Annotated in this window: 22 protein-coding genes; 13 read left to right on the plus strand and 9 right to left on the minus strand. The window is 70.3% G+C overall.

The features are described 5' to 3' along the window. Positions 1-29 precede the first annotated feature (29 nt). The 4 genes from OG456_RS26820 to OG456_RS26835 all read right to left on the minus strand — a co-directional run bounded on the left by OG456_RS26820 (position 30) and on the right by OG456_RS26835 (position 4,822). The gene (locus OG456_RS26820; protein ID WP_266569443.1) at positions 30-1,709 is read right to left on the minus strand and encodes an alkaline phosphatase; all 1,680 of its coding nucleotides are present in this window, start codon (positions 1,707-1,709) and stop codon (positions 30-32) included. Between the two features lie 142 nt (positions 1,710-1,851). Continuing rightward, a complete protein-coding gene (locus OG456_RS26825; protein WP_266565258.1) occupies positions 1,852-2,661 on the minus strand; it encodes a thioredoxin domain-containing protein in 810 nt (269 codons plus the stop codon). Positions 2,662-2,723: 62 nt separating this feature from the next. After that, positions 2,724-3,431, minus strand: coding sequence for a hypothetical protein (locus OG456_RS26830; protein WP_266565260.1), 708 nt, complete (start codon positions 3,429-3,431; stop codon positions 2,724-2,726). A gap of 65 nt (positions 3,432-3,496) precedes the next feature. Further along, the gene (locus OG456_RS26835; protein ID WP_323136356.1) at positions 3,497-4,822 is read right to left on the minus strand and encodes a DUF2252 domain-containing protein; all 1,326 of its coding nucleotides are present in this window, start codon (positions 4,820-4,822) and stop codon (positions 3,497-3,499) included. 225 nt (positions 4,823-5,047) lie between these two features. Here OG456_RS26835 and dnaE point away from each other — a divergent pair, with 225 nt between their 5' ends. Beyond that, the gene (gene dnaE / locus OG456_RS26840) at positions 5,048-8,587 is read left to right on the plus strand and encodes a DNA polymerase III subunit alpha (protein WP_266565264.1); all 3,540 of its coding nucleotides are present in this window, start codon (positions 5,048-5,050) and stop codon (positions 8,585-8,587) included. 115 nt (positions 8,588-8,702) lie between these two features. On the opposite strand, the gene OG456_RS26845 is transcribed toward dnaE, so the two are convergent. Beyond that, positions 8,703-8,882, minus strand: a complete 180-nt coding sequence (locus tag OG456_RS26845) for a hypothetical protein (RefSeq protein WP_116502594.1) — start codon at positions 8,880-8,882, stop codon at positions 8,703-8,705. 307 nt (positions 8,883-9,189) lie between these two features. On the opposite strand from OG456_RS26845, the gene OG456_RS26850 reads away from it, so the two are divergent. From OG456_RS26850 to OG456_RS26865, 4 genes are all read left to right on the plus strand, one after another. Continuing rightward, positions 9,190-10,512, plus strand: a complete 1,323-nt coding sequence (locus OG456_RS26850) for an NYN domain-containing protein (RefSeq protein ID WP_266565267.1) — start codon at positions 9,190-9,192, stop codon at positions 10,510-10,512. Between the two features lie 464 nt (positions 10,513-10,976). Next, a complete protein-coding gene (locus OG456_RS26855; RefSeq protein WP_266565269.1) occupies positions 10,977-11,999 on the plus strand; it encodes an ABC transporter ATP-binding protein in 1,023 nt (340 codons plus the stop codon). 51 nt (positions 12,000-12,050) lie between these two features. Then, a complete protein-coding gene (locus tag OG456_RS26860; protein WP_266565271.1) occupies positions 12,051-12,884 on the plus strand; it encodes an ABC transporter permease in 834 nt (277 codons plus the stop codon). Between the two features lie 34 nt (positions 12,885-12,918). After that, on the plus strand, positions 12,919-13,569 hold the full coding sequence (locus tag OG456_RS26865) for an AAA family ATPase (protein ID WP_266565273.1): 651 nt from the start codon (positions 12,919-12,921) through the stop codon (positions 13,567-13,569). Positions 13,570-13,715: 146 nt separating this feature from the next. On the opposite strand, the gene ybaK is transcribed toward OG456_RS26865, so the two are convergent. The 4 genes from ybaK to OG456_RS26885 all read right to left on the minus strand — a co-directional run bounded on the left by ybaK (position 13,716) and on the right by OG456_RS26885 (position 17,759). Further along, positions 13,716-14,216 carry a Cys-tRNA(Pro) deacylase gene (gene ybaK / locus OG456_RS26870; protein WP_266569444.1) on the minus strand — a complete coding sequence of 167 codons (501 nt, stop codon included), beginning with the start codon at positions 14,214-14,216 and terminating at the stop codon, positions 13,716-13,718. A 36-nt stretch (positions 14,217-14,252) separates the two neighbouring features. Continuing rightward, the gene (locus OG456_RS26875; RefSeq protein WP_266565275.1) at positions 14,253-15,035 is read right to left on the minus strand and encodes an LON peptidase substrate-binding domain-containing protein; all 783 of its coding nucleotides are present in this window, start codon (positions 15,033-15,035) and stop codon (positions 14,253-14,255) included. An 11-nt stretch (positions 15,036-15,046) separates the two neighbouring features. Continuing rightward, positions 15,047-16,042 carry a hypothetical protein gene (locus OG456_RS26880; protein ID WP_266569445.1) on the minus strand — a complete coding sequence of 332 codons (996 nt, stop codon included), beginning with the start codon at positions 16,040-16,042 and terminating at the stop codon, positions 15,047-15,049. Positions 16,043-16,184: 142 nt separating this feature from the next. Next, positions 16,185-17,759: an oxidoreductase gene (locus OG456_RS26885; protein ID WP_266565277.1), complete on the minus strand. Its 1,575-nt coding sequence runs from the start codon at positions 17,757-17,759 to the stop codon at positions 16,185-16,187. Between the two features lie 235 nt (positions 17,760-17,994). On the opposite strand from OG456_RS26885, the gene hisD reads away from it, so the two are divergent. The 8 genes from hisD to hisF are packed head-to-tail and all read left to right on the plus strand — an operon-like array spanning position 17,995 to position 23,748. Beyond that, the gene (hisD, locus tag OG456_RS26890) at positions 17,995-19,314 is read left to right on the plus strand and encodes a histidinol dehydrogenase (protein ID WP_266565278.1); all 1,320 of its coding nucleotides are present in this window, start codon (positions 17,995-17,997) and stop codon (positions 19,312-19,314) included. Further along, positions 19,293-20,426 carry a histidinol-phosphate transaminase gene (locus OG456_RS26895; RefSeq protein ID WP_266565280.1) on the plus strand — a complete coding sequence of 378 codons (1,134 nt, stop codon included), beginning with the start codon at positions 19,293-19,295 and terminating at the stop codon, positions 20,424-20,426. The genes hisD and OG456_RS26895 overlap by 22 nt, the downstream gene beginning before the upstream one ends. Further along, a complete protein-coding gene (hisB, locus tag OG456_RS26900; RefSeq protein ID WP_266565282.1) occupies positions 20,423-21,016 on the plus strand; it encodes an imidazoleglycerol-phosphate dehydratase HisB in 594 nt (197 codons plus the stop codon). The genes OG456_RS26895 and hisB overlap by 4 nt, the downstream gene beginning before the upstream one ends. Positions 21,017-21,019: 3 nt before the next feature. Continuing rightward, complete coding sequence (locus tag OG456_RS26905) at positions 21,020-21,184, plus strand: hypothetical protein (RefSeq protein ID WP_266565284.1); 165 nt, start codon at positions 21,020-21,022, stop codon at positions 21,182-21,184. Between the two features lie 20 nt (positions 21,185-21,204). Further along, positions 21,205-21,867, plus strand: a complete 663-nt coding sequence (hisH, locus tag OG456_RS26910; protein ID WP_266565286.1) for an imidazole glycerol phosphate synthase subunit HisH — start codon at positions 21,205-21,207, stop codon at positions 21,865-21,867. Next, entirely contained in the window at positions 21,867-22,598 is a 732-nt protein-coding gene (gene priA, locus OG456_RS26915) for a bifunctional 1-(5-phosphoribosyl)-5-((5-phosphoribosylamino)methylideneamino)imidazole-4-carboxamide isomerase/phosphoribosylanthranilate isomerase PriA (protein ID WP_266565288.1), read from the plus strand. Before hisH ends, priA begins: the two co-directional genes overlap by 1 nt. Continuing rightward, complete coding sequence (locus OG456_RS26920; protein WP_266565290.1) at positions 22,595-22,996, plus strand: RidA family protein; 402 nt, start codon at positions 22,595-22,597, stop codon at positions 22,994-22,996. The genes priA and OG456_RS26920 overlap by 4 nt, the downstream gene beginning before the upstream one ends. Beyond that, the gene (gene hisF / locus OG456_RS26925; RefSeq protein WP_100592253.1) at positions 22,993-23,748 is read left to right on the plus strand and encodes an imidazole glycerol phosphate synthase subunit HisF; all 756 of its coding nucleotides are present in this window, start codon (positions 22,993-22,995) and stop codon (positions 23,746-23,748) included. The genes OG456_RS26920 and hisF overlap by 4 nt, the downstream gene beginning before the upstream one ends. Positions 23,749-23,846 lie beyond the last annotated feature (98 nt).

The following is a 23,846-nucleotide window of genomic DNA, read 5'->3' on the forward strand; positions in this document are numbered from 1 at the left end:
GGCCCCTTGCCAGTCACCCGATGTCCGGGTCAGAGAACCGGCGCGTTCACCCGCTCGACCTTCTGCGTGCCGCTGAGCGTGCGGTAGGAGCGGGCCCAGGAGGTCGTCGCCGCCGGATCCCTGCGGTCGGAGACGACGTAGTAGTCCATCTGCGAGCGCTCGGCGGTGACGTCGAGGACGCCGTAGCCGTGCGCGTCCATGTCCAGCCACTTCACATGGCGGTTGGCCGCCTTGATGGCGCCCTCCGCCACCGTCGAGATGGTGTTCGGAGCCACGTGCAGGATGTCGTCGAGGTTGTCGGAGGTCACCGACGTGACGACGAACTCCGTGGCCGCGGACGGGGAGAGCGGATACGTTCCGGCCGTCACCGGCACATCGTTCGCCCAGGCCATGTGGATGTCGCCGGTGAGGAAGACCGTGTTGCGGATCGCCTTGTCCCGCAGGTGCCCGATCAGCTCCTTGCGGTCGTGCGTGTAGCCGTCCCACTGGTCGACGTTGATTGCGAGGCCGCCGGTCGGCAGGCCGAGCAACTCGGCGAGCGGCTCCAGCAGATGGGCCGGCAGCGAGCCGAAGGCGACCGGCGAGATCATCACCGAGGTGCCGACGAGCTTCCACGAGGCGTCGGACGCGGCCAGGCCCGCCTTCAGCCAGTCGAGCTGGGCGCGGCCGGTGATGGAGCGCTCGGGGGAGTCCACGTCGCCGTTGCCGACGGTCGACTGCTGCGAGCGGAACGAGCGCAGGTCGAGCAGATGCAGATCGGCCAGCTTGCCGAAGCGCAGGCGGCGGTAGACCGTGCCCGCGGTGGACGGGCGCACCGGCATCCACTCGAAGTAGGCCTGCTTGGCGGCCTGCTGACGCGCCGCCCAGTCGCCCTCGGTGCCGGGCGTGTGGTTCTCGGCGCCGCCCGACCAGGCGTCGTTGGCGAACTCGTGGTCGTCCCAGATGGCGATCAGCGGGTGCGCGGCGTGCACGGCCATCACGTCGGCGTCGGTCTTGTGCAGGCCGTGGCGCACGCGGTAGTCGGCGAGCGTGAGGATCTCGTGCCGCGGCTCGTGCTGCCGTACGACGTACTTGGCCTCGGGGTACTCGCCGGTCTTGTACTCGTAGATGTAGTCGCCGAGATGGAGCACCGCGTCCAGGTCCGTGCGGGCGGCGAGGTGGCGGTACGCCGAGAAGTAGCCGGCCTCCCAGTTGGAGCACGAGACCACGCCGAACCGGACGCCCGCGGCCTGCGCGTCGAGCGCGGGCGCCGTGCGCGTACGGCCCACGGGGGAGACGGCGCTCTGAGTGCCTTCTACGGAGAAGCGGAAGTAATAGACGCTCGCAGGGAGCAGGCCCCTTACGTCGGCCTTGACGGTGTGGTCGGCGGACGCCCGGGCCGTGGTGGTGCCGTGGGCGACGACCTGGCGGAAGTCCTTGTCCTGGGCGATCTCCCAGCGGACGTCCGTGTCGGGGCCCTTTCCGGAGCCGGGCACGGCATCGGGAGTGGGCGTCACGCGCGTCCACAGGAGGACGCCGTCGGGCAGCGGGTCGCCCGACGCGACGCCGTGCAGGAAGGCGGGCCCGTCGGCCGCGTGCGCGGCGTGCGCGGTGGCGAGCGGGGCGAGGGCCGCGGCGCCGGCCGTGGCGGCGGCGGCCTTCACGACCGAACGGCGGCGCGGGGCAAGGGAATCGGCCGTCCCGGCTGCGGTGCCGAGAGGTCTGTCTATGTTGAGTCGACTGGTCACGAGCGATCACATTACTGACCAGTAAAAGCAAAGTGTGGGCGAACTCCGAAGAGTTCGCCCACACTTCGACGGCGCGTCAGCCGGCAGAGCAATCAGCGGGCAGAGCAATCAGCCGGCAGGACCGTCAGGCCTTGAGGGCCTTGTCGATCGCGGTCGTGTAGTCGGCCACGTTCATCGGGGCGTTCCCGTCGGGCCCGGTGAGCGTCTTGCCGTCCATCTTGAGGGTCGGCGTGCCCTTGACGTCGCTGTCGTCGAACTTCTTCGACATGGTCAGCGCCCACTTGTCGTAGGTGCCGTCCTGGACGTCCTTCTGGAACGCCTTGTTGTTCTTGAGGGCGTCGACGGTGTTCGCCACCTTGATCAGGTAGGCGTCCTTCTTGAACTTGTCGTCCGTCTCCTCGGGGTGGTTCGCCTTCGAGTACAGCGCGGTCTTGTACTGGAGGAACGCCTCCGGGCTGACGTTCAGCGCGGCGCCCAGGGCGCTGAGGGCGTTCTTGGAGCCCTCGCCGTTGTCGCTGTTGTCGATGAAGGTCGCGCCGATGTACTGGATCTTGTACTTGCCGGCCTCGACGTCCTTGTCGACGTTCGAGCCGACGGTCTGCTCGAAGGTGGCGCAGATCGGGCAGCGCGGGTCCTCGTACATCGCGAGGGTCTTCTTCGCGCTGTCCTTGCCGATGACGACCGTGGTCCCGTTCTTGCCCGACGTGTTCGCGGGCGCGACCAGCTTGTCGTCCTTCGCGGCCTCCCAGTAGCCGGGCTTGTTGGCCTGCATCACGGCGAAGCCGATGCCGCCGGCGATCGCCAGGACGGCGACGATGGCACCGGCGACCTTCACCTGCCGCTTCGCCTTGTCCTTCTTGGCCTGCCGCTCGCGCTCGACGCGAAGCCGCTCGCGGGCGGCAGTCTTCGCGGCCTGGCTGTTCCTCTGGCTCATGATCGTTCTCCGTGTGGGTTCTGCGAAGTCTTCAGGGGGACTGCTGTGCTGGGCTCGTGGCCTCAGGCGGCCAGAGCCACGCACGGCGGTCCGCGCCGTCCCACGGAGTGCGCCCACAGCTGCGTACGCGCGGCCCGCACCCGGCGCGCAGGGCGCCGCGGCAGGCGGCGTACGGGCTCCAGGTGGGCCCGCACCGCGGCGAAGGCGATGAGCAGCGGGCGGAACGTGAATCCGGCGACCGCGCGCAGCAGCTGGGCCAGCGCCTGCTCGCCGCGGCGCAGCCAGGCGGCGGCGAGGAGGCCCACGGCGACATGCACGCCGAGGAGCAGCCAGGCGGCGGCCGGGTCGGTGTGCGCGAGGAGCGCGGCCGCCTTGTCGGAGTTGCCACCGGTCATGCGGGCCAGCGGCGTGCCGACGCTGCCGCCGCACAGGACGTCGAGGCCGACCGCGCGCAGCGGCCCGGTGACGGGCCCGCCCGCCGCGCCGTAACAGACGTGCTGGCCCGTGGTGAACACCGTGTCGGCGGCCAGCTCCAGCGGCACGAGCAGGGCCGCGATCCGGCCGAAGCTCCGCTCACTCCCCGCCAGCGCGTACGCGAGGACGAAGACGGCGAAGGCCGTGGCCGCCACCGTCACCACCGGCAGGGGGACCCGGGACAGCAGGACGTGCGACGCGGCGGAGAGCGTCACGACGAGCGCCGTGAAGAGCGCCGCGCGCACGGCTCTGAGCTGGGTCCCGGATATGTCGTCCATCGCGGAGGAGTGTGCCATGCGTTCCTGTAAGGGACCCCTAAAGGGTCGCTGTGCGTTACGGGTGCGTTGTCGGCCCCTGTGGCCTACAGGCCCGGGATCCGGCCGTTGCGGAAGAGGTCCACGAAGATCTGGTGGTCCGCACGCGCGCGTGCCCCGTAGTCGTGCGCGAAGTCGACCAGCAGACCCGCGAAGCCGTCCTCGTCCGCCGCGATCGCCGCGTCGATGGCCCGCTCCGTGGAGAACGGCACCAGGGACTGCCCGGACAGGTCGTCGGCCGCCGCGTGCATCGTTGCCGTGGCCCGGCCGAGGTCGGCGACGACGGCGGCGATCTCCTCCAGGTCGTCGATGTCCGACCAGTCGAGATCCACCGCGTACGGCGAGACCTCGGCGACCAGCTGCCCCGAGCCGTCCAGCTCGGTCCACCCCAGCCACGGGTCCGCGTGCGCCTGGAGAGCGCGCTGCGAGATGACCGTGCGGTGGCCCTCGTGCTCGAAGTAGTCCCGGATCGCCGCGTCCGTGATGTGCCGCGACACGGCCGGGGTCTGCGCCTGCTTGAGGTAGATCACGACATCGTTCTCCAGGGCGTCGCTGTTGCCCTCCAGAAGGATGTTGTACGAGGGCAGGCCCGCGGAGCCGATGCCGATGCCGCGCCGCCCCACGACGTCCTTCACGCGGTACGAGTCCGGACGGGTCAGGGACGACTCGGGGAGCGTCTCCAGGTACCCGTCGAAGGCCGCGAGGACCTTGTAGCGCGTGGCCGCGTCGAGCTCGATGGAGCCGCCGTCGGGCGCGAAGCGGCGCTCGAAGTCACGGATCTCCGTCATCGAGTCGAGCAGTCCGAAGCGGGTCAGGGAGCGGGCGTCGCGCAGCGCGTCCAGGAGCGGGCCCTCGGCGGTGTCCAGGGTGAAGGGCGGCACCTCGTCGCTCTTGGCGCCCGTCGCGAGCGCGTGGATCCGCTCGCGGTACGCGCCCGCGTACGTGCGCACCAGCTCGGTGATCTGCTCGTCACCGAGCGCCTTGGAGTAGCCGATCAGCGCCGCGGAGGCGGCGAAGCGCTTGAGGTCCCAGGTGAAGGGGCCGACGTACGCCTCGTCGAAGTCGTTCACATTGAAGATCAGGCGGCCCGTGGAGTCCATGTACGTGCCGAAGTTCTCCGCGTGCAGATCGCCGTGGATCCACACCCGGCCCGTCCGGTCGTCCAGGTACGGGCCGCCGTGCCGCTCGCGCTCCAGGTCCGCGTAGAACAGGCACGCGGTGCCGCGGTAGAACGCGAACGCGGACGAGGCCATCTTCCGGAACTTGACCCGGAACGCCGCCGGGTCGGCGGCCAGGAGCTCGCCGAACGCGGTGTCGAAGACGGTGAGGATCTGCTCGCCGCGCTGCTCAGCGGTGGGCTGCGGGACCGACATCGCGGGGTGCCTCCTGGTGCGGGCTGTGCCGTCGGGGGTGACGGCGGACGGTGACCGTGGATCGTGCCATGGGGGACAGCTGTCCTGCTCTGTCCAACGCCCGACCGTACCCCCGAGTGCCCGACGGTTGTCAGTGGCCACCCGTAGACTTCCAAGCTGTCCGCCCGACTGCCCGCAGCCTGTCGCCGGTCCGTATCTTTCCGTTTTCCGTTGGAGGCCGAAGCCGTGTCAAAGCCGCCGTTCACGCACCTGCACGTCCACACCCAGTACTCGCTGCTGGACGGTGCCGCGCGGCTCAAGGACATGTTCAACGCCTGCAATGAAATGGGCATGACGCACATCGCCATGTCCGACCACGGCAACCTCCACGGGGCGTACGACTTCTTCCACACGGCGAAGAAGTCCGGGGTCGTCCCGATCATCGGGATCGAGGCGTACGTCGCCCCCGAGTCCCGGCGCAACAAGCGCAAGGTCCAGTGGGGCCAGCCGCACCAGAAGCGGGACGACGTGTCCGGTTCGGGTGGTTACACCCACAAGACGATCTGGGCGTCGAACAGCACGGGCCTGCACAACCTCTTCAAGCTGTCCTCGGACGCGTACGCCGAGGGCTGGCTGCAGAAGTGGCCGCGTATGGACAAGGAGACGATCTCCCAGTGGTCGGAAGGGCTCATCGCCTCGACCGGCTGCCCTTCCGGTGAGCTCCAGACGCGCCTGCGCCTCGGGCAGTTCGACGAGGCGGTCAAGGCGGCGGCGGAGTACCAGGACATCTTCGGCAAGGACCGGTACTTCCTGGAGCTGATGGACCACGGCATCGACATCGAGCGCCGGGTGCGCGACGACCTGCTGCGGGTCGGCAAGAAGCTCGGCATCCCGCCCCTGGTGACGAACGACTCGCACTACACGTACGCGCACGAGGCGACCGCGCACGACGCCCTGCTGTGCATCCAGACCGGCAAGAACCTCTCGGACCCGGACCGCTTCCGCTTCGACGGCACGGGCTACTACCTCAAGACGACCGACGAGATGTACGCCGTCGACTCCTCGGACGCCTGGCAGGAGGGCTGCGCCAACACGCTCCTGGTCGCCGAGCAGATCGACACCACGGGCATGTTCGAGAAGCGCGACCTCATGCCGAAGTTCGACATCCCGGAGGGCTTCACCGAGGTCACCTGGTTCCAGGAGGAGGTCCGGGTCGGCATGGAGCGCCGCTACCCGGGCGGTGTCCCCGAGGACCGGCAGAAGCAGGCCGAGTACGAGATGGACATCATCATCCAGATGGGGTTCCCGGGGTACTTCCTGGTCGTCGCCGACTTCATCATGTGGGCGAAGAACAACGGCATCGCGGTCGGCCCCGGCCGAGGCTCCGCGGCCGGTTCGATCGTCGCGTACGCCATGGGCATCACCGACCTCGACCCGATCACGCACGGCCTGATCTTCGAGCGGTTCCTGAACCCCGAGCGCGTCTCCATGCCCGATGTCGACATCGACTTCGACGAGCGCAGGCGCGTCGAAGTGATCAGGTACGTGACCGAGAAGTACGGCGCCGACAAGGTCGCCATGATCGGCACCTACGGAAAGATCAAGGCCAAGAACGCGATCAAGGACTCCGCGCGCGTCCTCGGCTACCCGTACGCGATGGGCGACCGCCTCACCAAGGCGATGCCCGCCGACGTCCTCGGCAAGGGCATCGACCTGTCGGGCATCACCGACCCCGCCCACCCGCGCTACAGCGAGGCGGGCGAGATCCGGGGGATGTACGAGAACGAGCCGGACGTCAAGAAGGTCATCGACACCGCCAAGGGCGTCGAGGGCCTGGTCCGTCAGATGGGCGTGCACGCCGCCGGCGTCATCATGTCCAGCGAGCCCATCGTCGACCACGCCCCGATCTGGGTCCGGCACTCGGACGGCGTGACCATCACGCAGTGGGACTACCCGCAGTGCGAGTCGCTCGGCCTGCTGAAGATGGACTTCCTCGGCCTGCGCAACCTCACGATCATGGACGACGCCGTCAAGATGGTGAAGGCCAACAAGGGCATCGACCTGGAGATGCTCTCCCTGCCGCTGGACGACCCCAAGACGTACGAGATGCTCTGCCGCGGCGACACGCTCGGGGTGTTCCAGTTCGACGGCGGCCCGATGCGTTCGCTGCTGCGCCAGATGCAGCCCGACAACTTCGAGGACATTTCCGCCGTCTCGGCCCTGTACCGGCCGGGCCCGATGGGAATGAACTCGCACACGAACTACGCGGAGCGCAAGAACGGGCGCCAGGAGATCACCCCGATCCACCCGGAGCTCGAAGAGCCGCTGAAGGAGACCCTGGGTCTCACCTACGGCCTCATCGTGTACCAGGAGCAGGTGCAGAAGGCCGCCCAGATCATCGCCGGCTACTCGCTCGGCGAGGCCGACATCCTGCGCCGCGTGATGGGCAAGAAGAAGCCCGAGGAGCTGGAGAAGAACTTCGTCCTCTTCCAGGGAGGAGCCAAGAAGAAGGGCTTCTCCGACGCGGCGATCCAGGCCCTGTGGGACGTCCTGGTGCCGTTCGCCGGCTACGCGTTCAACAAGGCGCACTCCTCCGCGTACGGCCTCGTCACCTACTGGACCGCCTACCTCAAGGCGAACTACCCGGCCGAGTACATGGCCGCGCTGCTCACGTCGGTGAAGGACGACAAGGACAAGTCCGCGGTCTATCTGAACGAATGCCGGCGCATGGGCATCAAGGTTCTCCCGCCGAATGTGAACGAGTCGGAACACAACTTCGCCGCCCAGGGCGACGACGTGATTCTCTTCGGCCTCTCCGCCGTCCGTAACGTCGGTACGAACGTGGTCGAGTCGATCATCCGCAGCCGCAAGGCGAAGGGGAAATACGCCTCCTTCCCCGACTATCTCGACAAGGTCGAGGCCGCCGCCTGCAACAAGCGCACCACGGAATCGCTGATCAAGGCAGGCGCGTTCGACACGATGGGGCACACCCGCAAGGGCCTCACCGCACAGTACGAGCCGATGATCGACAACGTCGTGCAGGTCAAGCGCAAGGAGGCCGAGGGCCAGTTCGACCTCTTCGGCGGCATGGGCGAGGAGGACAGCAGCGAGCCGGGCTTCGGGCTCGACGTCGAATTCTCCGAGGACGAGTGGGAGAAGACCTATCTCCTCGCCCAGGAGCGCGAGATGCTCGGTCTCTACGTCTCCGACCACCCGCTGTTCGGCCTCGAACACGTGCTGTCCGACAAGGCCGACGCCGGCATCGGGCAGCTCACCGGCGGCGACTACTCGGACGGCTCGATCGTCACCATCGGCGGCATCATCTCGGGCCTCCAGCGCAAGATGACCAAGCAGGGCAACGCCTGGGCCATCGCGACCGTCGAGGACCTGGCCGGCTCCATCGAGTGCATGTTCTTCCCGGCGACGTATCAGCTGGTGTCGACCCAACTCGTCGAGGACGCCGTCGTGTTCGTCAAGGGCCGCCTCGACAAGCGTGAGGACGTGCCGCGCCTCGTCGCGATGGAACTCATGGTCCCCGACCTGTCGAACGCCGGGACCAACGCGCCCGTGACGATCACCATCCCCACGATGAAGGTGACCCCGCCGATGGTCAGCAGGCTCGGCGAGATCCTCAGCCACCACAAGGGCAACAGCGAGGTGCGGATCAAGCTTCAAGGCGCCCGTAAGACAACGGTGCTGCGGCTCGACCGGCACCGAGTGCAGCCCGACCCCGCGCTCTTCGGCGACCTGAAGGTGCTGCTCGGGCCGTCCTGCCTGGCGGGCTGACACGGGCCGAGAGGCCCTGAGGCTCTGGTCATTACGTGAGTGAGGGGCGCTCCCGGATTCCTCCGGGAGAGCCCCTCACTGTGTGACCAAAGGGCCACTTGCCTTACGGAAGGCGTCAGTTGTGGCCGAAGCGGCGCTGGTGCTTACGGGCAACATCCGCGGGCGTGCCCTGAGCCTGCGACTGCATCTCCGACTGCGCTTCCATACCGGCCGACTTGGCCTGCTCGGAAGCCTGCTCGGAGGCGGAGGCGCGGCTGCGCTGGTCGCCCTGCTTGCGGTTCTTGTTCTTGGCCATGGTGACTGCCTCCTGCGGGGGGTCTAGGGGCCAGGGCCGGATTCAGATTCACATATGCTGACGAGGCACGCATTTCAGAGAATTACCGTGCGTAATAAGCGCTGTCAGAGCGTTGTTCGGAGCGCGACGGGAGTTCTGTGAGCGGGCCGTTTCGGGAATTCGTCCGATCCGCCACGCCGAAGATCGAGTTCGGGCCGTTAACCCCCGTGTGGTCGGGCAGACTCGAAGGAAACCCGAGGCGAACCCGCGATCGTCGACACCGTGGGACCTCCGGACGCCGGTAATTCAGCGAAAGAGGGTGGATCGAGTGGACCGTTGCATCGTCCTGGTGGACGCCGGTTACCTGCTCGGGGCCGCCGCGAGTCTCCTCGCGGGAGAGCCGTCCCGGTCCCGGATCACCGTCGATCATGTCGCCCTCATCCAAGGGCTGCGTGAGCGCGCCGAATCCGACACCGAGCGGCCACTTCTGCGGATCTACTGGTTCGACGGGGCGCCGGACAGGGTGCCCCAGCCCGAGCACCGCCGGCTCCGCGTGATGCCCCGCGTGACCGTGCGACTCGGTGCGCTCACCCGTAGCGACGGGCGCTGGGCGCAGAAGGGGGTCGACGCGGCGATGCACGCCGAGCTGACCGAACTCGCCCGTAACCGCGCCTGCTCCGACATCGTGCTCGTCACCGGTGACGGCGATCTGCTGCCCGGCATGATGGCGGCGAAGGAGCACGGGGTCGCCGTGCACCTGTGGGCCGTGCAGGCCGCCGACGGCGACTACAACCAGTCCGAGGACCTCGTCGCCGAGGCGGATGAGCGGCGCGTGCTCGACCGGGCCTGGATCACCAAGGCCGTGCGGGCCAAGGAAGTCGGCGGGATCTGTGCGCCGCAGCCCGTTCCGCGGCCGGAGATCGCGGCGATTCTGTCCGCGCCGCTCCCTGAGTCGGCGCTTGCCTCCGCTGCGGGGCACTCCGCGGATCTCTCCGATGTGCCGGGGGGCGGTGGCGCCCCCGGCGGCGCCGGGCAGGGGGGTGCCCCGGTCGGTGACGGTGTCGATCACGGGGTGGCCGCGCGCGAGGGTGACGGTGGGGGGACCGAGGACGAGCGGGGTGGCGCGGGGAAGGGCGTCCCCACGCCCAAGGACCTTGCCGCCCTGCGCGGGCCCGGCGCCGCTCCTGGGCTTGGGGTGCATCCTCATGTTCATCCCGGGCAGCACCCCGCCAACGCCACCTTGCGGTGGTCGTCCGACAAGGGGTGGGTGGAGCGGCCCGGGGTCGTGGGGGAGTCGGCGGATGCGGCGTCCCTGCCGACGCTGGCCCAGCTGACCACCGCGGAGCAGCGGTGGGCCGACCGCGAGGAGGACATCACCACCGTCGGGGGTGACCCCTTCGAGGTGGGGCAGGTGTTCGCCCGGCGGTGGATGGAGCGGCTGGGGGACCAGGTTCAGCTGCAGAAGCTGTCCACCATGTATCCGCGGGTGCCGCATCGTATCGACGGGGAGCTGCTGCGGTATGCCGCGCGGTTCGGGCTGCTCGCCCACAAGGACGATCAGATCGACGAGCACGATCGGTATGCGATTCGGGCCGGGTTCTGGCGCGAGGTCGATGTGCGGAGCGCTGCGGAGCGGGTGACCGCGGAGTAGTCGGGGGCGGGATGGTCTTGCTCCGGGGTGGTGGTCTTACTCCGGGGTGGTGGTCTTGGCGGGTGCGGGTGCGGGTGCGGGTGCGGGTGCGGGTGCCGGGTGTCCCTTGGCGGGTGCGGGCTTGATTTCGGCTTGTGGCTCGCGTCCGTCGCGGGTGCGGGGCCGGTCCGGTATGTCCGTCCTCGCTTGGATGGTTCGGCGTTGGATTTCGTGCGCGTCAGTTGTGTGTGCCGGCTCCGGGCGGACATACCGGCCCGGCCCCTTCTGTTTGGTCGTGTGTGCGGCAGCGTGCTGGCTCCGGGCGGACATGCCGGTCGGCCCCTTTCGTTTGGTCGTGGGTGCGGCTCGTTTGGGGGTGGGGGCCTCAGCTCGTTTACGTGGGTGGGGTGGGCGCGGCCCGTTTTCGGTGGCATGTCCCTACCCGGGCGTCGTCCGGAGGGTTCGACCCCGTACTCTCGTCCTTCGTGAGTACGCGCACGGCACAGGCGGCCCCCACGGGGCGACGGGGGGATGTGGTGTGCGTCGTGCGGGATCTCGTGCGGACGTATCCCGCCACCCGCGGGCGTCGCGGAGCGCCCGGGAGCGCTGCGATCCGGGCCACCGACGGGGTGTCCCTCGAGATCCGGCGCGGGGAGATCTTCGGGCTGCTCGGGCCCAACGGCGCCGGTAAGTCCACCCTCGTACGGCAGCTGACCGGGCTGATGCGGCCCGACAGCGGGAGCGTCGGGATTCTTGGGCACGACATCGTGCGCTATCCGGAGCGGGCCTCGCGGATTCTGGCCTATCTGGGGCAGGAGTCGAGCGCTCTGGACGAGTTGACCGTGTCGCTCGCCGCCGAGACCACCGGGCGGCTGCGGGGGCTCGATCTGCGTACGGCCCGGGCCGAGCGGGACGCCGTGGTGGAGGAGCTGGGGCTCGGGGCGATTGCGTCGCGGCCCCTGAAGAAGCTTTCCGGCGGGCAGCGGCGGCTTGCCTGCTTTGCCGCTGCTCTCGTGGGGGAGCGGCCGTTGTTGGTGCTTGATGAGCCGACCACGGGGATGGATCCTGTCGCCCGTCGTGCCGTCTGGGCCGCTGTCGACCGGCGGCGGGCCGAGAGCGGCGCCACCGTTGTGCTGGTCACCCATAACGTCATCGAGGCCGAGACCGTGCTCGATCGCGTCGCCGTGCTCGACCGCGGGCGCGTGATCGCCTGCGACACCCCGGCCGGCCTGAAGGAGAAGGTCGCCGGCGAGGTGCGCGTCGAGCTCGTGTGGCGGGAGCGGGCGCCCCTGGACGTGCCCGCCGTCGCCGCGCTGCGCGCCTCCGCCGTCGAGTCGGGGCGCCGCTGGTCGCTGCGGCTCGGGCCGGACGAGGCGCGGGCCGCCGTCGCCGCCGTCACCGGCGGCCCGGCGTTCGCCGCCCTAGACGATTTCTCCCTGACCACGCCGAGCCTGGAAGATGTGTACCTGGCGCTCGGCGGCGAGGCCAAGGGGTTGGTGAAGTCGTGAACGCGGCGGCCCCCGTACCCGACGGAACAGTCACGACAGGAGTCGCGCACCGTGAGTGTCGTACCCGCTGAGGTCCTTCAGGGCGGCGCCCGGGCGGGCGCGAGCGGGCTGAGCGCCGAGGGTGACGCCGTCGGCGAGCTCGCCCCGAGGGCGCGGCTGCTGCCGTCCCTCGCCGCCGTGTACCGCGCGCAGCTCTCGCGGGCGCGTGTCGCCAGGATCCCGCTGCTCTTCGTCGCCACCTTCCAGTCCGTCGGCATCATGATTCTGATGCGGGGCGTGGTGGACGGAGGCCGGGAGGCGCAGGCTGTTGTCGCCGGGGCGAGTGTTCTGGTTGTCGCGTTTGTTGCTCTTAATCTGCTCGCGCAGTATTTCGGGCAGTTGCGGGCCGCCGGCGGGCTCGATCACTATGCGACGCTGCCCGTGCCGCCCGCCGCCGTGGTGCTGGGCGCCGCCGGCGCGTACGCCTCCTTCACCGTGCCCGGGACCGTGGTCACCGCCGTCGTCGGCTGTGTCATGTTCCAGCTTCCGCTCGCGCACCTGTGGGTGCTCGCCGCCGTCATCCCGCTCGCCGGTGCCGCGCTCTCCGGGCTCGGCGCCGCGCTCGGGCTGCTCGCCCCGCGGCCCGAACTGGCCACACTGCTCGGCCAGTTGGGCATGTCCGCGGCGCTCCTGCTCGGCGTCCTGCCGGCCGACCGCATGCCGGACGTCATCCAGTACGCGCGCGATCTGCTGCCGTCGACGTACGGCGTCGAGGCCTTCGCCCGCACCTTCGGGGCGCATCCGGACTGGGGCGTCGTGCTCCTCGATCTGGGTGTCTGCGCGGGTGTCGGCGTCGCCTCGCTGGCCCTCGCCACCTGGGCGTACCGCCGGGCGGCCGTCCGGTGACGCGCGTGTCGCAGAGGCCTGGCACGATGGCAGTGTGACCGCACCGCTGACGCCACGACCCCAGCAACCCCCGCACGACCCCTGGCAGGCCTCCGGGCCCGCGGGTGCTGTGCCGTCTCACGCTCACGAGCACCAGGAGGACGGGCCAGGGATGAGGACCGAGTTGCGGGAGGCCGCCGTCGTCACGGTCGCGCTGGCCGTGTGCGGGCTGCTTCTGGGCGCGCTGTGGATGTGGCTCGCGCCGCAGGTGCCGCTCATCGCGGACGCCCAGGCCGTCTACCTCAAGGACACCGAGGGTGAGCAGGCCGTCGGCGTCGACGGAACGTTCACGCTGCTGGGCCTCGCGTTCGGCGTCGTCAGCGCCGTCGCCGTGTTCCTCTGGCGCAAGCGAGGCGGCGTACCGCTCGTCGTCGCCCTGGCCGTCGGCGGACTTCTCGGCGGGCTCCTCGCCTGGCGGTTCGGGATCTGGCTCGGCCCCACGCAGGACGTGGCGGCCCACGCCAAGGAGGTCGGCAAGGGCGTCACGTTCGACGCGCCGCTCGAACTCAAGGCGAAGGGCGCGCTCCTCGCCTGGCCGCTCGCCGCGATGATCGTCCACCTCGGCCTGACCGGCCTGTTCGGGCCCCGCGATCCCGACCCGTACTTCGACACCCACTACCCGCAGGACACCCCTCCGGCGCCCTGAAGGCAGCTCTCAGGCGGGCCTGCGCCCGTGATTGGCCTTGTGCTTCCTGATCCGCCACTTCCGCTTGCGCGTCCTCTTCGACATGTCCTCGGTACTTAGCCGAGGACATGTCGTGCGTCGAGAGGTGGCGGCGATTCCGGTCGGGGTCAGGTGCGGCCGATGGGAGCCAGCACCGCTGACGTGAGCGTCGCCAGGTCCGTGGGGGCCAGCTCCACCTCCAGGCCGCGGCGGCCCGCCGAGACGCAGATCGTGTCGTGCGCCCGCGCCGAGTCGTCCAGGACCGTACGCAGCTTCTTGCGCTGGCCCAGCGGGGATATGCCGCCCCGCACATAGCCCGTGGTGCGCTCCGCCGCCGCCGGATCGGCCATCGCGGCCCGTTTTCCGCCGACGGCCGTCGCCAGGGCCTTCAGGTCGAGCTGGCCCGCCACGGGCACGACGGCGACGGTCAGCTCGCCGTCCACGTCGGCGACGAGCGTCTTGAACACCCGGTCGGGGGAGACGCCCATCGCCGCCGCCGCCTCGTCCCCGTACGAGGGATGGGCGGGGTCGTGCTCGTACGCGTGCGTCGTGAAGGGCGTACCCGCGGCGGTGAGCGCCACGGTCGCGGGCGTTCCCCCGGACTGCTGCTTCTTGGACTTCTTCGCCAACGTCCTCATGCCTTACGTCAGTCGGGACCGGCCGCGTCAGTTGAGGCTGGTCGCCTGCCGGGTCAGGTCGCCGGCCGGCAAGGACGGCAGATTACGGATGATCGCCGTCTCGGCGCGAAGGAGTTTCAGTTCGTCGCGCAGGCGCGACGCCGTGTCCGGGGCCTGGAGGAGGCGCTGCTTGGTCGGCACGTCGAGGACGGCCGCCGCGGCCACCAGGTACGACACGACGGACGGGTCGTCCGGCAGGTCGGCGCCTGTCGCCAGGGAGCGCTCACGGGCGCCCGCGAGCCGCTTCTGGTAGGAGCGGAAGGCGCGCAGCACCCCTTCGGCGAGGGCGCCCGCCTCGTCGCCGGACTCCTCGGGCAGCTCCTCGACCTCGGCGGTCAGATAGGCACCCGACGCGTCGACCGAGTGGACCTTCACGCGGGTCGTGCCGGTGGCGAGCACCTCGAAGCTGCCGTCGGCGCGCTCCCGGATCGTCGCGGCGTCCGCGATGCAGCCCACGCCGTGCAGGGCCTTGATCGGGTCGTCGCCGAAGCCGGCCGCGGGGCCCGCCTCGGCGGCGGTCTTCGCCGCCTGGTCCGGCATGCCGGGGGCGCTGGGCGCGACCTCGTGGCCGTCGCGGATCGCCACGACGGCGAACCGGCGCGGCTCGTCGGAGCCGCCGGGGTCGCCGGAGGCCTCGGAACCCCCGGAGGAGGTCTTCAGCAGGTCGCGCATCATGGCGCGATAGCGCTCCTCGAACACGTTCAGCGGGAGCACGAGTCCCGGGAACAGCACCGAGTTGAGCGGAAAGAGCGGAAGCCGGACGGTGGTCACGACGGTCAAGCCTAATGGGAGCCGGAGGTGCGGGATCCGCGACCGGTCCCGCGACCGCCGAGCGGACGGGCCGCGGCCACCTCGATCCGTACGCCGTCACGCAGTTCCAGGAACTGCCCGAGCGGGTCGTCCGAGATCCGGTCCCAGGGGAACGACGACGCGTACGGGCCGGTCAGGCGCAGTTGCTCCAGGGCGTCGGACCAGCGTTCCAGGCGGACCAGGACGTAGATGAGGAGGTTGCGGACCTCGGCGGGCCAGGGGTCGTCGGCGGCGTACTCGTGGGACAGGGCGATCGCCAGGTCGGCGGCCTCGTCCAGGCGCTCGCGGGGCACCTTCGCGGCCGGTCCCGGGCCCTCCGCGCTCGTCAGGTACGCGAACGCGGCCCGCACCGGCAGCGCCTGCACCAGGGACCCCGGCAGGGCGTCCTGGGCCGCGCGCTCGGCGAAGTCGAAACACTCGCGATGCGAGCCGTACCAGGCGGCCGACAGGTACTGGAGCGCCGACACATGGCAGCCGTAGTGGTGAGGGGAGCGCCTTATGGCCTCGGCCCAGAGCCTCTCGAAGACGGTGTGCGAGGCGTTCGTGCCGCGCGCGTGGTCGAGGGCGACCCGCCAGGGCACCGGGTCGCCGGGGTCGCCCTCGGCGGCGGCGGTGATCAGCGGCGTCACCTCGCGCAGCAGCTCGGCGCGGGCGGGGGACTCCCAGCCGCGCGCGACCTCGAGCTCGGCCTTGACGAGGAGGGCGTCCGGGTCGTGGGGCGCCGCGAAGCGCCAGTCGTCGAACCATTCGCCGCGGGATCTGGCGAAGGCGGCGAGCCGGGTGACGTAGCGGTCCCGGTTCTCCCACTCGCCGGCCTCGCGGGTGGCGGCGAGCAGCTTGGCGGCCGCCTCGTACTCGCCCCGGCCCGCGGCGACGAGCGCGGGCGCGAGGCGTTCATCGGGGACGTCCAGGAGGACGTCGTCGTCGGCGGGCAGCCCGGCCGCGAGACCCGAGGTGTGGCGGACCATCCGCGCGGTGCGGATGAGGGCGCGCAGCAGTGCCAAGGTGTGGACCCCGCTCCCCGTCGCTCGGTTGATGGTTGCGCTGGGATGACGGCTGAAATGCACCCATGGTTGCCCGCGGTCCGGCAAAAAATGCGAGGGTGCCCGGTCAGTTTCTGCGGAGCAGCCGGGTGGCCCCCGCGGCGACCGTCGTGGCGAGGATCCAGCCGAGCAGGATCAGCGCGGTCGCGGCCCACTGCCAGCCGCCCTGGAGCTGCCAGTAGCCGTCCTGACCCAGGTCGATGACCGGCAGGATGAGATCGAGCGAGAACAGGGCCGGACTCCAGTGCGGTGCCTCACCCGGTTTGATGGCCGGATGTGACGCGTGGGAGAAGGCCAGCGTGCTCGCCGCCCACAGCACGGCCATCCACACCGCGGCCCGCCCGGGCCGGTACCCGTAGGCGACCGTCCAGTCCTGGATGTACCCCCAGATCTTCGCGGCCGGCGGCAGCGTCTCGCGGCGGCGGCGCTGCTTGGCGAGCAGCACCTCCCGCGCGTCGGCGTCCTCGCCGCTGTTGCGCAGCACGGTCGCGAGCTTCTCGTACGGCTCCGGGCTGTACTCCGGTGTCGCGGCCGACAGCCACTCGAGGCGCCGCGACAGCGGGAACGGGCCGGAGGGGATGAGGTTCTCGTACGTGAAGCCGCCCACGCGCAGACCGCCGGGGCCCGGCCAGCTCGCCGCCCTGTCGATCAGGTTGACGACCTTCGCGCCGGACAGGACGATCCGCCCGCGCTGCGGCCGCTCGCACAGGAAGCGCAGCTCGGGCGTCTGGATGCGGCGCAGCGACACCTCCTGGTCGTTCTCCAGGTGGAAGCGCGCCTGGTCGAGGTCGACGGCGTCGCCGAACCGGCCGTCGTCGAGCCGCACCCCGCCCTGGCACTCGAAGCGCTGCACACGGGTGCCGCGGGCCGGTGTCGTGCCGCTGGTCTGGAGCGGATTGCCGACGCCGGCGGGGGTCAGGTAGAGGGAGCGCTCGACCGTGAGCTGCGGCGCGTTGAGCGCGCGGCTCCCGTACGCGTTGGAGAGCCGGCTGCCGCGCAGGCTGAGTGAGACGCCGATCTGGGCACCGCGCAGGCTGAGCTCCCCGTGCGTCTCCAGCATCTCGGCCTGGAGGTCCTGTCCGACGGACATGCCGTCCGCCATGATCGACTTGCCGCGCCGGTCGCGGTACACGACGGCCTGGTTGAGCAGCAGGTCCGTGCCGATGTGCGCGTCGGTGAGGCGTACACCGCTGTGGAAGCGGCAGCGCGGCAGATGCAGATCGCCCTCCGTGTGGACGCGGGCGCCCTCCAGGCGGGGGATCGAGCAGTCGACCAGGCGCAGGGTGGTGAACCGGGCCTCGGGAACCAGGATCTCCTTCTCGAAGCGGCACCGCGTCAGCTCGACGTACGGCACGACGCCGCCGCCCGAGACGTCGAGCGCGTCGGTGATCTGTACGCCCTTGAGCTTGAGCGACGCGACACGCCCGGACAGCGCGGGCGGCCCGTCGAGCAGCAGCCAGGCCACGATGCGCGCCCGCACGCTGCGGCCGGGCCCCCAGGCCTGTCCGCCGTGCGGGTCGTCCACGTCCGGATCGCCCGAGCTCAGGTCGTAGACACTGCCGTTGCGGAAGGCCTGCCACATGCCGATCTCGGTACCCGTGAGACCGTCCGGCGGGTCACCGATGCCCGTACCGTCGACCACGACTTGCCTTCCTCCCCGTAAGCCCCCGGATCCCCACGGAGCCCCGTACGTCCCGGTACGGCTCCGCTACTCGCGGGTTTAGTACAACTGTTCATGCCCGCTGAGTGACGGCCTGAACGCTACTGGTGAAGGTCTTCGTCCGGTCTTGCACGGAGATCCGTATCAGCCATTGATACGGACGTCGGGCGCTGATGCGGCGTCTGCGAGAATTGAGCACGTGCTGCAATTTCTGCCGATGGCCCGAATCGATCTGCGCGGCGACGCCCTCCCGAAGGGCCCCGCACTGCGCGACCTGCTGCCCCGAGCCGACTTCGACGTTCAGGCCGCCCTCGAGAAGGTGCGCCCGATCTGCGAGGCCGTGCATCATCGTGGCGACGCGGCACTGATCGACTACGCGGAGCAGTTCGACGGGGTGAAGCTGGAATCCGTACGGGTTCCCGCCAAGGCCCTCCAGGAAGCCCTGGAGCAACTGGACCCCGCCGTCCGCGCGGCCCTGGAGGAGTCGATCCGCCGGGCCCGCATCGTCCACCGCGAGCAGCGCCGCACCACCCACACCACGCAGGTCGTCCCCGGCGGCTCGGTCACCGAGAAGTGGGTGCCCGTCGAGCGCGTCGGCCTGTACGCGCCGGGCGGCCGCTCGGTCTACCCGTCCTCCGTGATCATGAACGTGGTGCCCGCGCAGGAGGCCGGGGTCGAGTCGATCGCCCTCGCCTCGCCGGCCCAGGCCGAGTTCGGTGGCCTCCCGCACCCGACGATCCTGGCCGCGTGCGCGCTGCTCGGCGTCGACGAGGTGTACGCCGCGGGCGGCGCCACGGCCGTCGCGATGTTCGCGTACGGCACCGAGTCCTGCGCCCCGGCGAACATGGTCACCGGCCCCGGAAACATCTGGGTCGCCGCGGCCAAGCGCTACTTCACCGGCCTCATCGGCATCGACGCCGAGGCGGGCCCGACCGAGATCGCGGTCCTCGCGGACGCCACCGCCGACCCGGCGCACGTCGCGTCCGACCTGATCAGCCAGGCCGAGCACGACCCGCTCGCCGCCGCCGTCCTCGTCACCGACTCGGCGGAGCTCGCGGACGCCGTCGAGAAGGAGCTGGAGCCGCAGGTCGCGGCCACCAAGCACATCGACGACCGGATCGTCCCCGCCCTTCGCGGCCGGCAGTCCGCGATCGTCCTGGTCGACGGGGTAGAGGAGGGCCTGCGCGTCGTCGACGCGTACGGCGCCGAGCACCTGGAGATCCAGACCGCCGACGCCGCCGCGGTCGCCCAGCGCGTGAAGAACGCCGGCGCGATCTTCGTCGGCCCCTGGGCGCCGGTCTCCCTCGGCGACTACGCCGCGGGCTCCAACCACGTGCTGCCCACCGGCGGCTGCGCCTGCCACTCGTCCGGTCTGTCCGTCCAGTCCTTCCTGCGCGGCATCCACATCGTTGACTACACGCGCGACGCCCTCGCCGACGTAGCCCACCACGTGGTCACGCTCGCCGAGGCGGAGGACCTGCCCGCGCACGGCGCGGCGATCAAGGCAAGGTTCGAATGGAAGGTTCCCGGCCAGTGACCGGTATCGACGATCTGCCCGTGCGGGACGAGCTGCGCGGCAAGTCCCCGTACGGTGCCCCCCAGCTCGACGTACCCGTACGCCTGAACACGAACGAGAACCCCTACCCGCTGCCCGATCCGCTCGTCGAGCGGATCGCGGAGCGCGTACGCGAGGCCGCCCGCGACCTCAACCGCTACCCCGACCGGGACGCGGTCCAGCTGCGCACCGAGCTCGCCGGCTATCTCACGCGCACCGGCGGCCACCACGTCGGCATCGAGAACGTCTGGGCCGCCAACGGCTCGAACGAGGTCATCCAGCAGCTCCTGCAGACCTTCGGCGGCCCCGGCCGCAGCGCCATCGGCTTCGAGCCCTCGTACTCGATGCACGCCCTCATCGCGCGCGGCACCGGCACCGGCTGGATCTCCGGACCGCGCAGCGCGGACTTCACCATCGACGTGGAAGCGTCCGTGAAGGCCATCGCCGAGAACCGCCCGGACGTCGTCTTCATCACGACGCCCAACAACCCCACGGGCAGCGCGGTCCCGCCCGAGACGGTCCTCGCCCTGTACGAGGCCGCGCAGGCCGCCAAGCCGTCCATGGTCGTCGTCGACGAGGCCTACATCGAGTTCAGCCACGGGAAGTCCCTTCTCCCGCTGCTCGAAGGACGGCAAAACCTCGTCATCTCGCGCACGATGTCGAAGGCGTTCGGCGCGGCGGGCCTGCGCCTCGGCTACCTGGCCGCCGCCTCCGCCGTCGTCGACGCCGTCCAGCTGGTGCGCCTGCCGTACCACCTGTCGGCCGTCACCCAGGCCACGGCCCTCGCCGCCCTGGAGCACACCGACACGCTCCTCGGCTACGTCGAACAGCTGAAGGACGAACGTGACCGCCTGGTGACCGAGTTGCGGGCGGCCGGCTACGAAGTGACCGACTCGGACGCCAACTTCGTGCAGTTCGGCCGATTCGAAGGCGAAGGCGCCGCGCACGCGGTGTGGCAGAAGATCCTCGACCGGGGCGTCCTGGTCCGGGACAACGGCGTACCCGGGTGGCTGCGTGTCTCCACGGGCACCCCTGACGAGAACGACGCGTTCCTCGATGCGGTACGCGCAATCAAGAAGGAGCGGAACGCATGAGTCGCGTAGGCAGGGTGGAGCGCACCACCAAGGAGACCTCGGTCCTGGTCGAGATCGACCTCGACGGCACCGGCAAGGTCGAAGTCTCCACGGGCGTGGGCTTCTACGACCACATGCTCGACCAGCTCGGCCGCCACGGCCTCTTCGACCTCACGGTCAAGACCGAGGGCGACCTGCACATCGACACGCACCACACCATCGAGGACACCGCCCTCGCGCTCGGCGCCGCCTTCAAGCAGGCGCTCGGCGACAAGGTCGGCATCTACCGCTTCGGCAACTGCACCGTCCCGCTGGACGAGTCGCTCGCCCAGGTCACGGTCGACCTCTCCGGCCGCCCCTACCTGGTGCACACCGAGCCCGAGAACATGGCCCCCATGATCGGCTCCTACGACACGACGATGACCCGGCACATCCTGGAGTCGTTCGTCGCGCAGGCCCAGATCGCGCTGCACGTCCACGTCCCGTACGGGCGCAACGCGCACCACATCGTGGAGTGCCAGTTCAAGGCGCTGGCCCGCGCGCTGCGTTACGCGTCCGAGCACGACCCGCGTGCCGCGGGCATCCTTCCGTCCACGAAGGGCGCCCTCTAACCCATGAACGGCCTCAACACCGTCCTCATCCTCGTCGGTCTCTTCCTGATCGGCGGCGTCATCTCCTTCGTCAAGCAGGGCTTGCCCAAGAGCCTGATCGCGCTGCTGTCCGTCGCCGCGGCCATGTGTCTGGTCGCCGGTGTCCTGCGGCTCGACTACTGGAACTGAGGGGCAGGGAGCAGCCAGCCATGACTTCAGCCAAGCCCGCCGGCACAGCCGGCAAGAAGGTCGTCGTCTTCGACTACGGGTTCGGCAACGTCCGATCCGCCGAGCGTGCCCTGGCCCGCGCGGGCGCGGACGTCGAGATCACCCGCGACTTCGACACCGCACTCAACGCCGACGGTCTCCTCGTCCCCGGTGTCGGCGCCTTCGCCGCCTGCATGAAGGGGCTCAAGGAAGCGCGAGGCGACTGGATCATCGACCGCCGCCTGGCCGGCGGCCGCCCCGTGATGGGCATCTGTGTCGGCATGCAGATCCTCTTCGCGCGCGGCATCGAGCACGGCGTCGAGGCCGAGGGCCTCGACGAGTGGCCGGGCACGGTGGAGCCCCTCAAGGCCGAGATCGTCCCGCACATGGGCTGGAACACGGTCCGCCCGCCGCAGGACACCGAGCTCTTCGCCGGTCTCGACAGCGACGCCCGCTTCTACTTCGTGCACTCCTACGCCGTGCAGCAGTGGGACTTCGAGGTCGGCAACGTCCACATGCGCCCGCCGAAGGTCACCTGGTCCACGCACGGCGAGCCGTTCATCGCCGCCGTCGAGAACGGCGCACTGTGGGCGACACAGTTCCACCCCGAGAAGTCCGGCGACGCCGGCGCCCAGCTCCTCACGAATTGGATCGGAACCCTCTGATGTCCCGCACGCTCGAACTCCTCCCCGCCGTCGACGTCCGCGACGGCCAGGCCGTACGTCTCGTGCACGGCGAGTCCGGCACCGAGACCTCCTACGGTTCCCCGCTCGAGGCCGCCCTCGCGTGGCAGCGCTCGGGCGCCGAGTGGCTGCACCTCGTGGACCTGGACGCCGCGTTCGGCACGGGCGACAACCGCGCCCTGATCGCCGAGGTCGCGCGAGCCATGGACATCAAGGTGGAGCTGTCCGGCGGCATCCGCGACGACGACACGCTCGCCGCCGCGCTCGCCACCGGCTGCACCCGCGTCAACCTCGGCACCGCCGCCCTGGAGACCCCCGAGTGGGTCGCCAAGGTCATCGCCGAGCACGGCGACAAGATCGCGGTGGGCCTCGACGTGCGCGGCACCACGCTGCGCGGCCGCGGCTGGACCCGCGACGGCGGCGACCTCTACGAGACGCTCGCGCGCCTCGACTCCGAGGGTTGCGCCCGCTACGTCGTCACCGACATCGCCAAGGACGGCACGCTGCAGGGCCCGAACCTGGAGCTCCTGCGCAACGTGTGCGCCGTGACCGACCGGCCCGTCGTCGCCTCCGGCGGCGTCTCGTCGCTCGACGACCTGCGCGCCATCTCCGAGCTCGTCCCGCTGGGCGTCGAGGGCTCGATCGTCGGCAAGGCGCTGTACGCGAAGGCCTTCACCCTGGAAGAGGCCCTCGCCGCGGTGGCGTCGTCATGAGCGACGGCGTACGCAGGGTCAAGTCGGACGGGCCGTGGGAGGAGGCCGTGGGCTACTCGCGCGCGGTCGAACTGCCCAACGGCCTTGTCCTGGTGTCCGGTTGTACGTCCGTGGTCAACGGCGTCATCGACGCGGGAACGCCGTACGAGCAGACGCTCAACGCGTTCCAGGCCGCGTTCGACGCTCTCAAGACCCTCGGGCTCGGGAGCGAGCATGTGGTGCGCACCCGTATGTACATCACCCATGCGCGGGATGTGGACGACGTGGGCCGGGCCCACAAGGAGCTGTTCGACGCCGTCCGCCCCGCCGCATCCATGATCATCGTCTCCGGCTTCATCGACCCGAGCCTGGTCGTCGAGGTCGAGGTGGAGGCGTACCGAGGAGACACACCGTCATGACGCTGGCCGTACGGGTCATCCCCTGCCTGGACGTGGACAACGGCCGGGTCGTCAAGGGCGTCAACTTCCAGAACCTGCGCGACGCGGGCGACCCCGTCGAGATGGCGAAGGTGTACGACGCCGAGGGCGCCGACGAGCTGACGTTCCTCGACATCACGGCGTCCTCCGGCAACCGCGAGACGACCTACGACGTGGTGCGCCGCACCGCCGAACAGGTCTTCATCCCGCTCACCGTCGGCGGCGGCGTCCGCACGGCGGACGACGTGGACAAGCTGCTGCGGGCCGGCGCGGACAAGGTGGGCGTGAACACGGCCGCCATCGCCCGCCCGGAGCTGATCCGCGAGATCGCCGAGCGGTTCGGCCGCCAGGTGCTCGTCCTGTCGGTCGACGCGCGCCGCACGCCGTCCGGCACGTTCGAGGTGACGACGCACGGTGGCCGCAAGTCCGCCGGGATCGACGCCGTCGAGTGGGCGCACGAGGCCGCCGAGCTCGGCGCGGGCGAGATCCTGCTCAACTCGATGGACGCCGACGGGACGAAGGACGGCTACGACATCGAGATGATCGCGGCCGTCCGCAAGCACGTCACGGTGCCCGTGATCGCGTCCGGCGGCGCGGGACGCCTGGAGCACTTCCCGCCCGCGATCGCGGCGGGCGCCGACGCGGTGCTGGCCGCGTCCGTCTTCCACTTCGGTGATCTGCGGATCGGCGAGGTCAAGGAGACGCTGCGCGAGGCGGGTCACCCCGTCCGCTGACGCCGGGAGCGCACGCTCTCAGGCCCCGGTCGCCCTCAGGGTGGCCGGGGCCTTTTTCTCGGCCCGATGCACAGGATCAGTTGCGCAATTTCTATTGC

It is taken from the genome of Streptomyces sp. NBC_01446, from assembly GCF_026340095.1.
Lineage (GTDB): Bacteria > Actinomycetota > Actinomycetes > Streptomycetales > Streptomycetaceae > Streptomyces > Streptomyces aureus.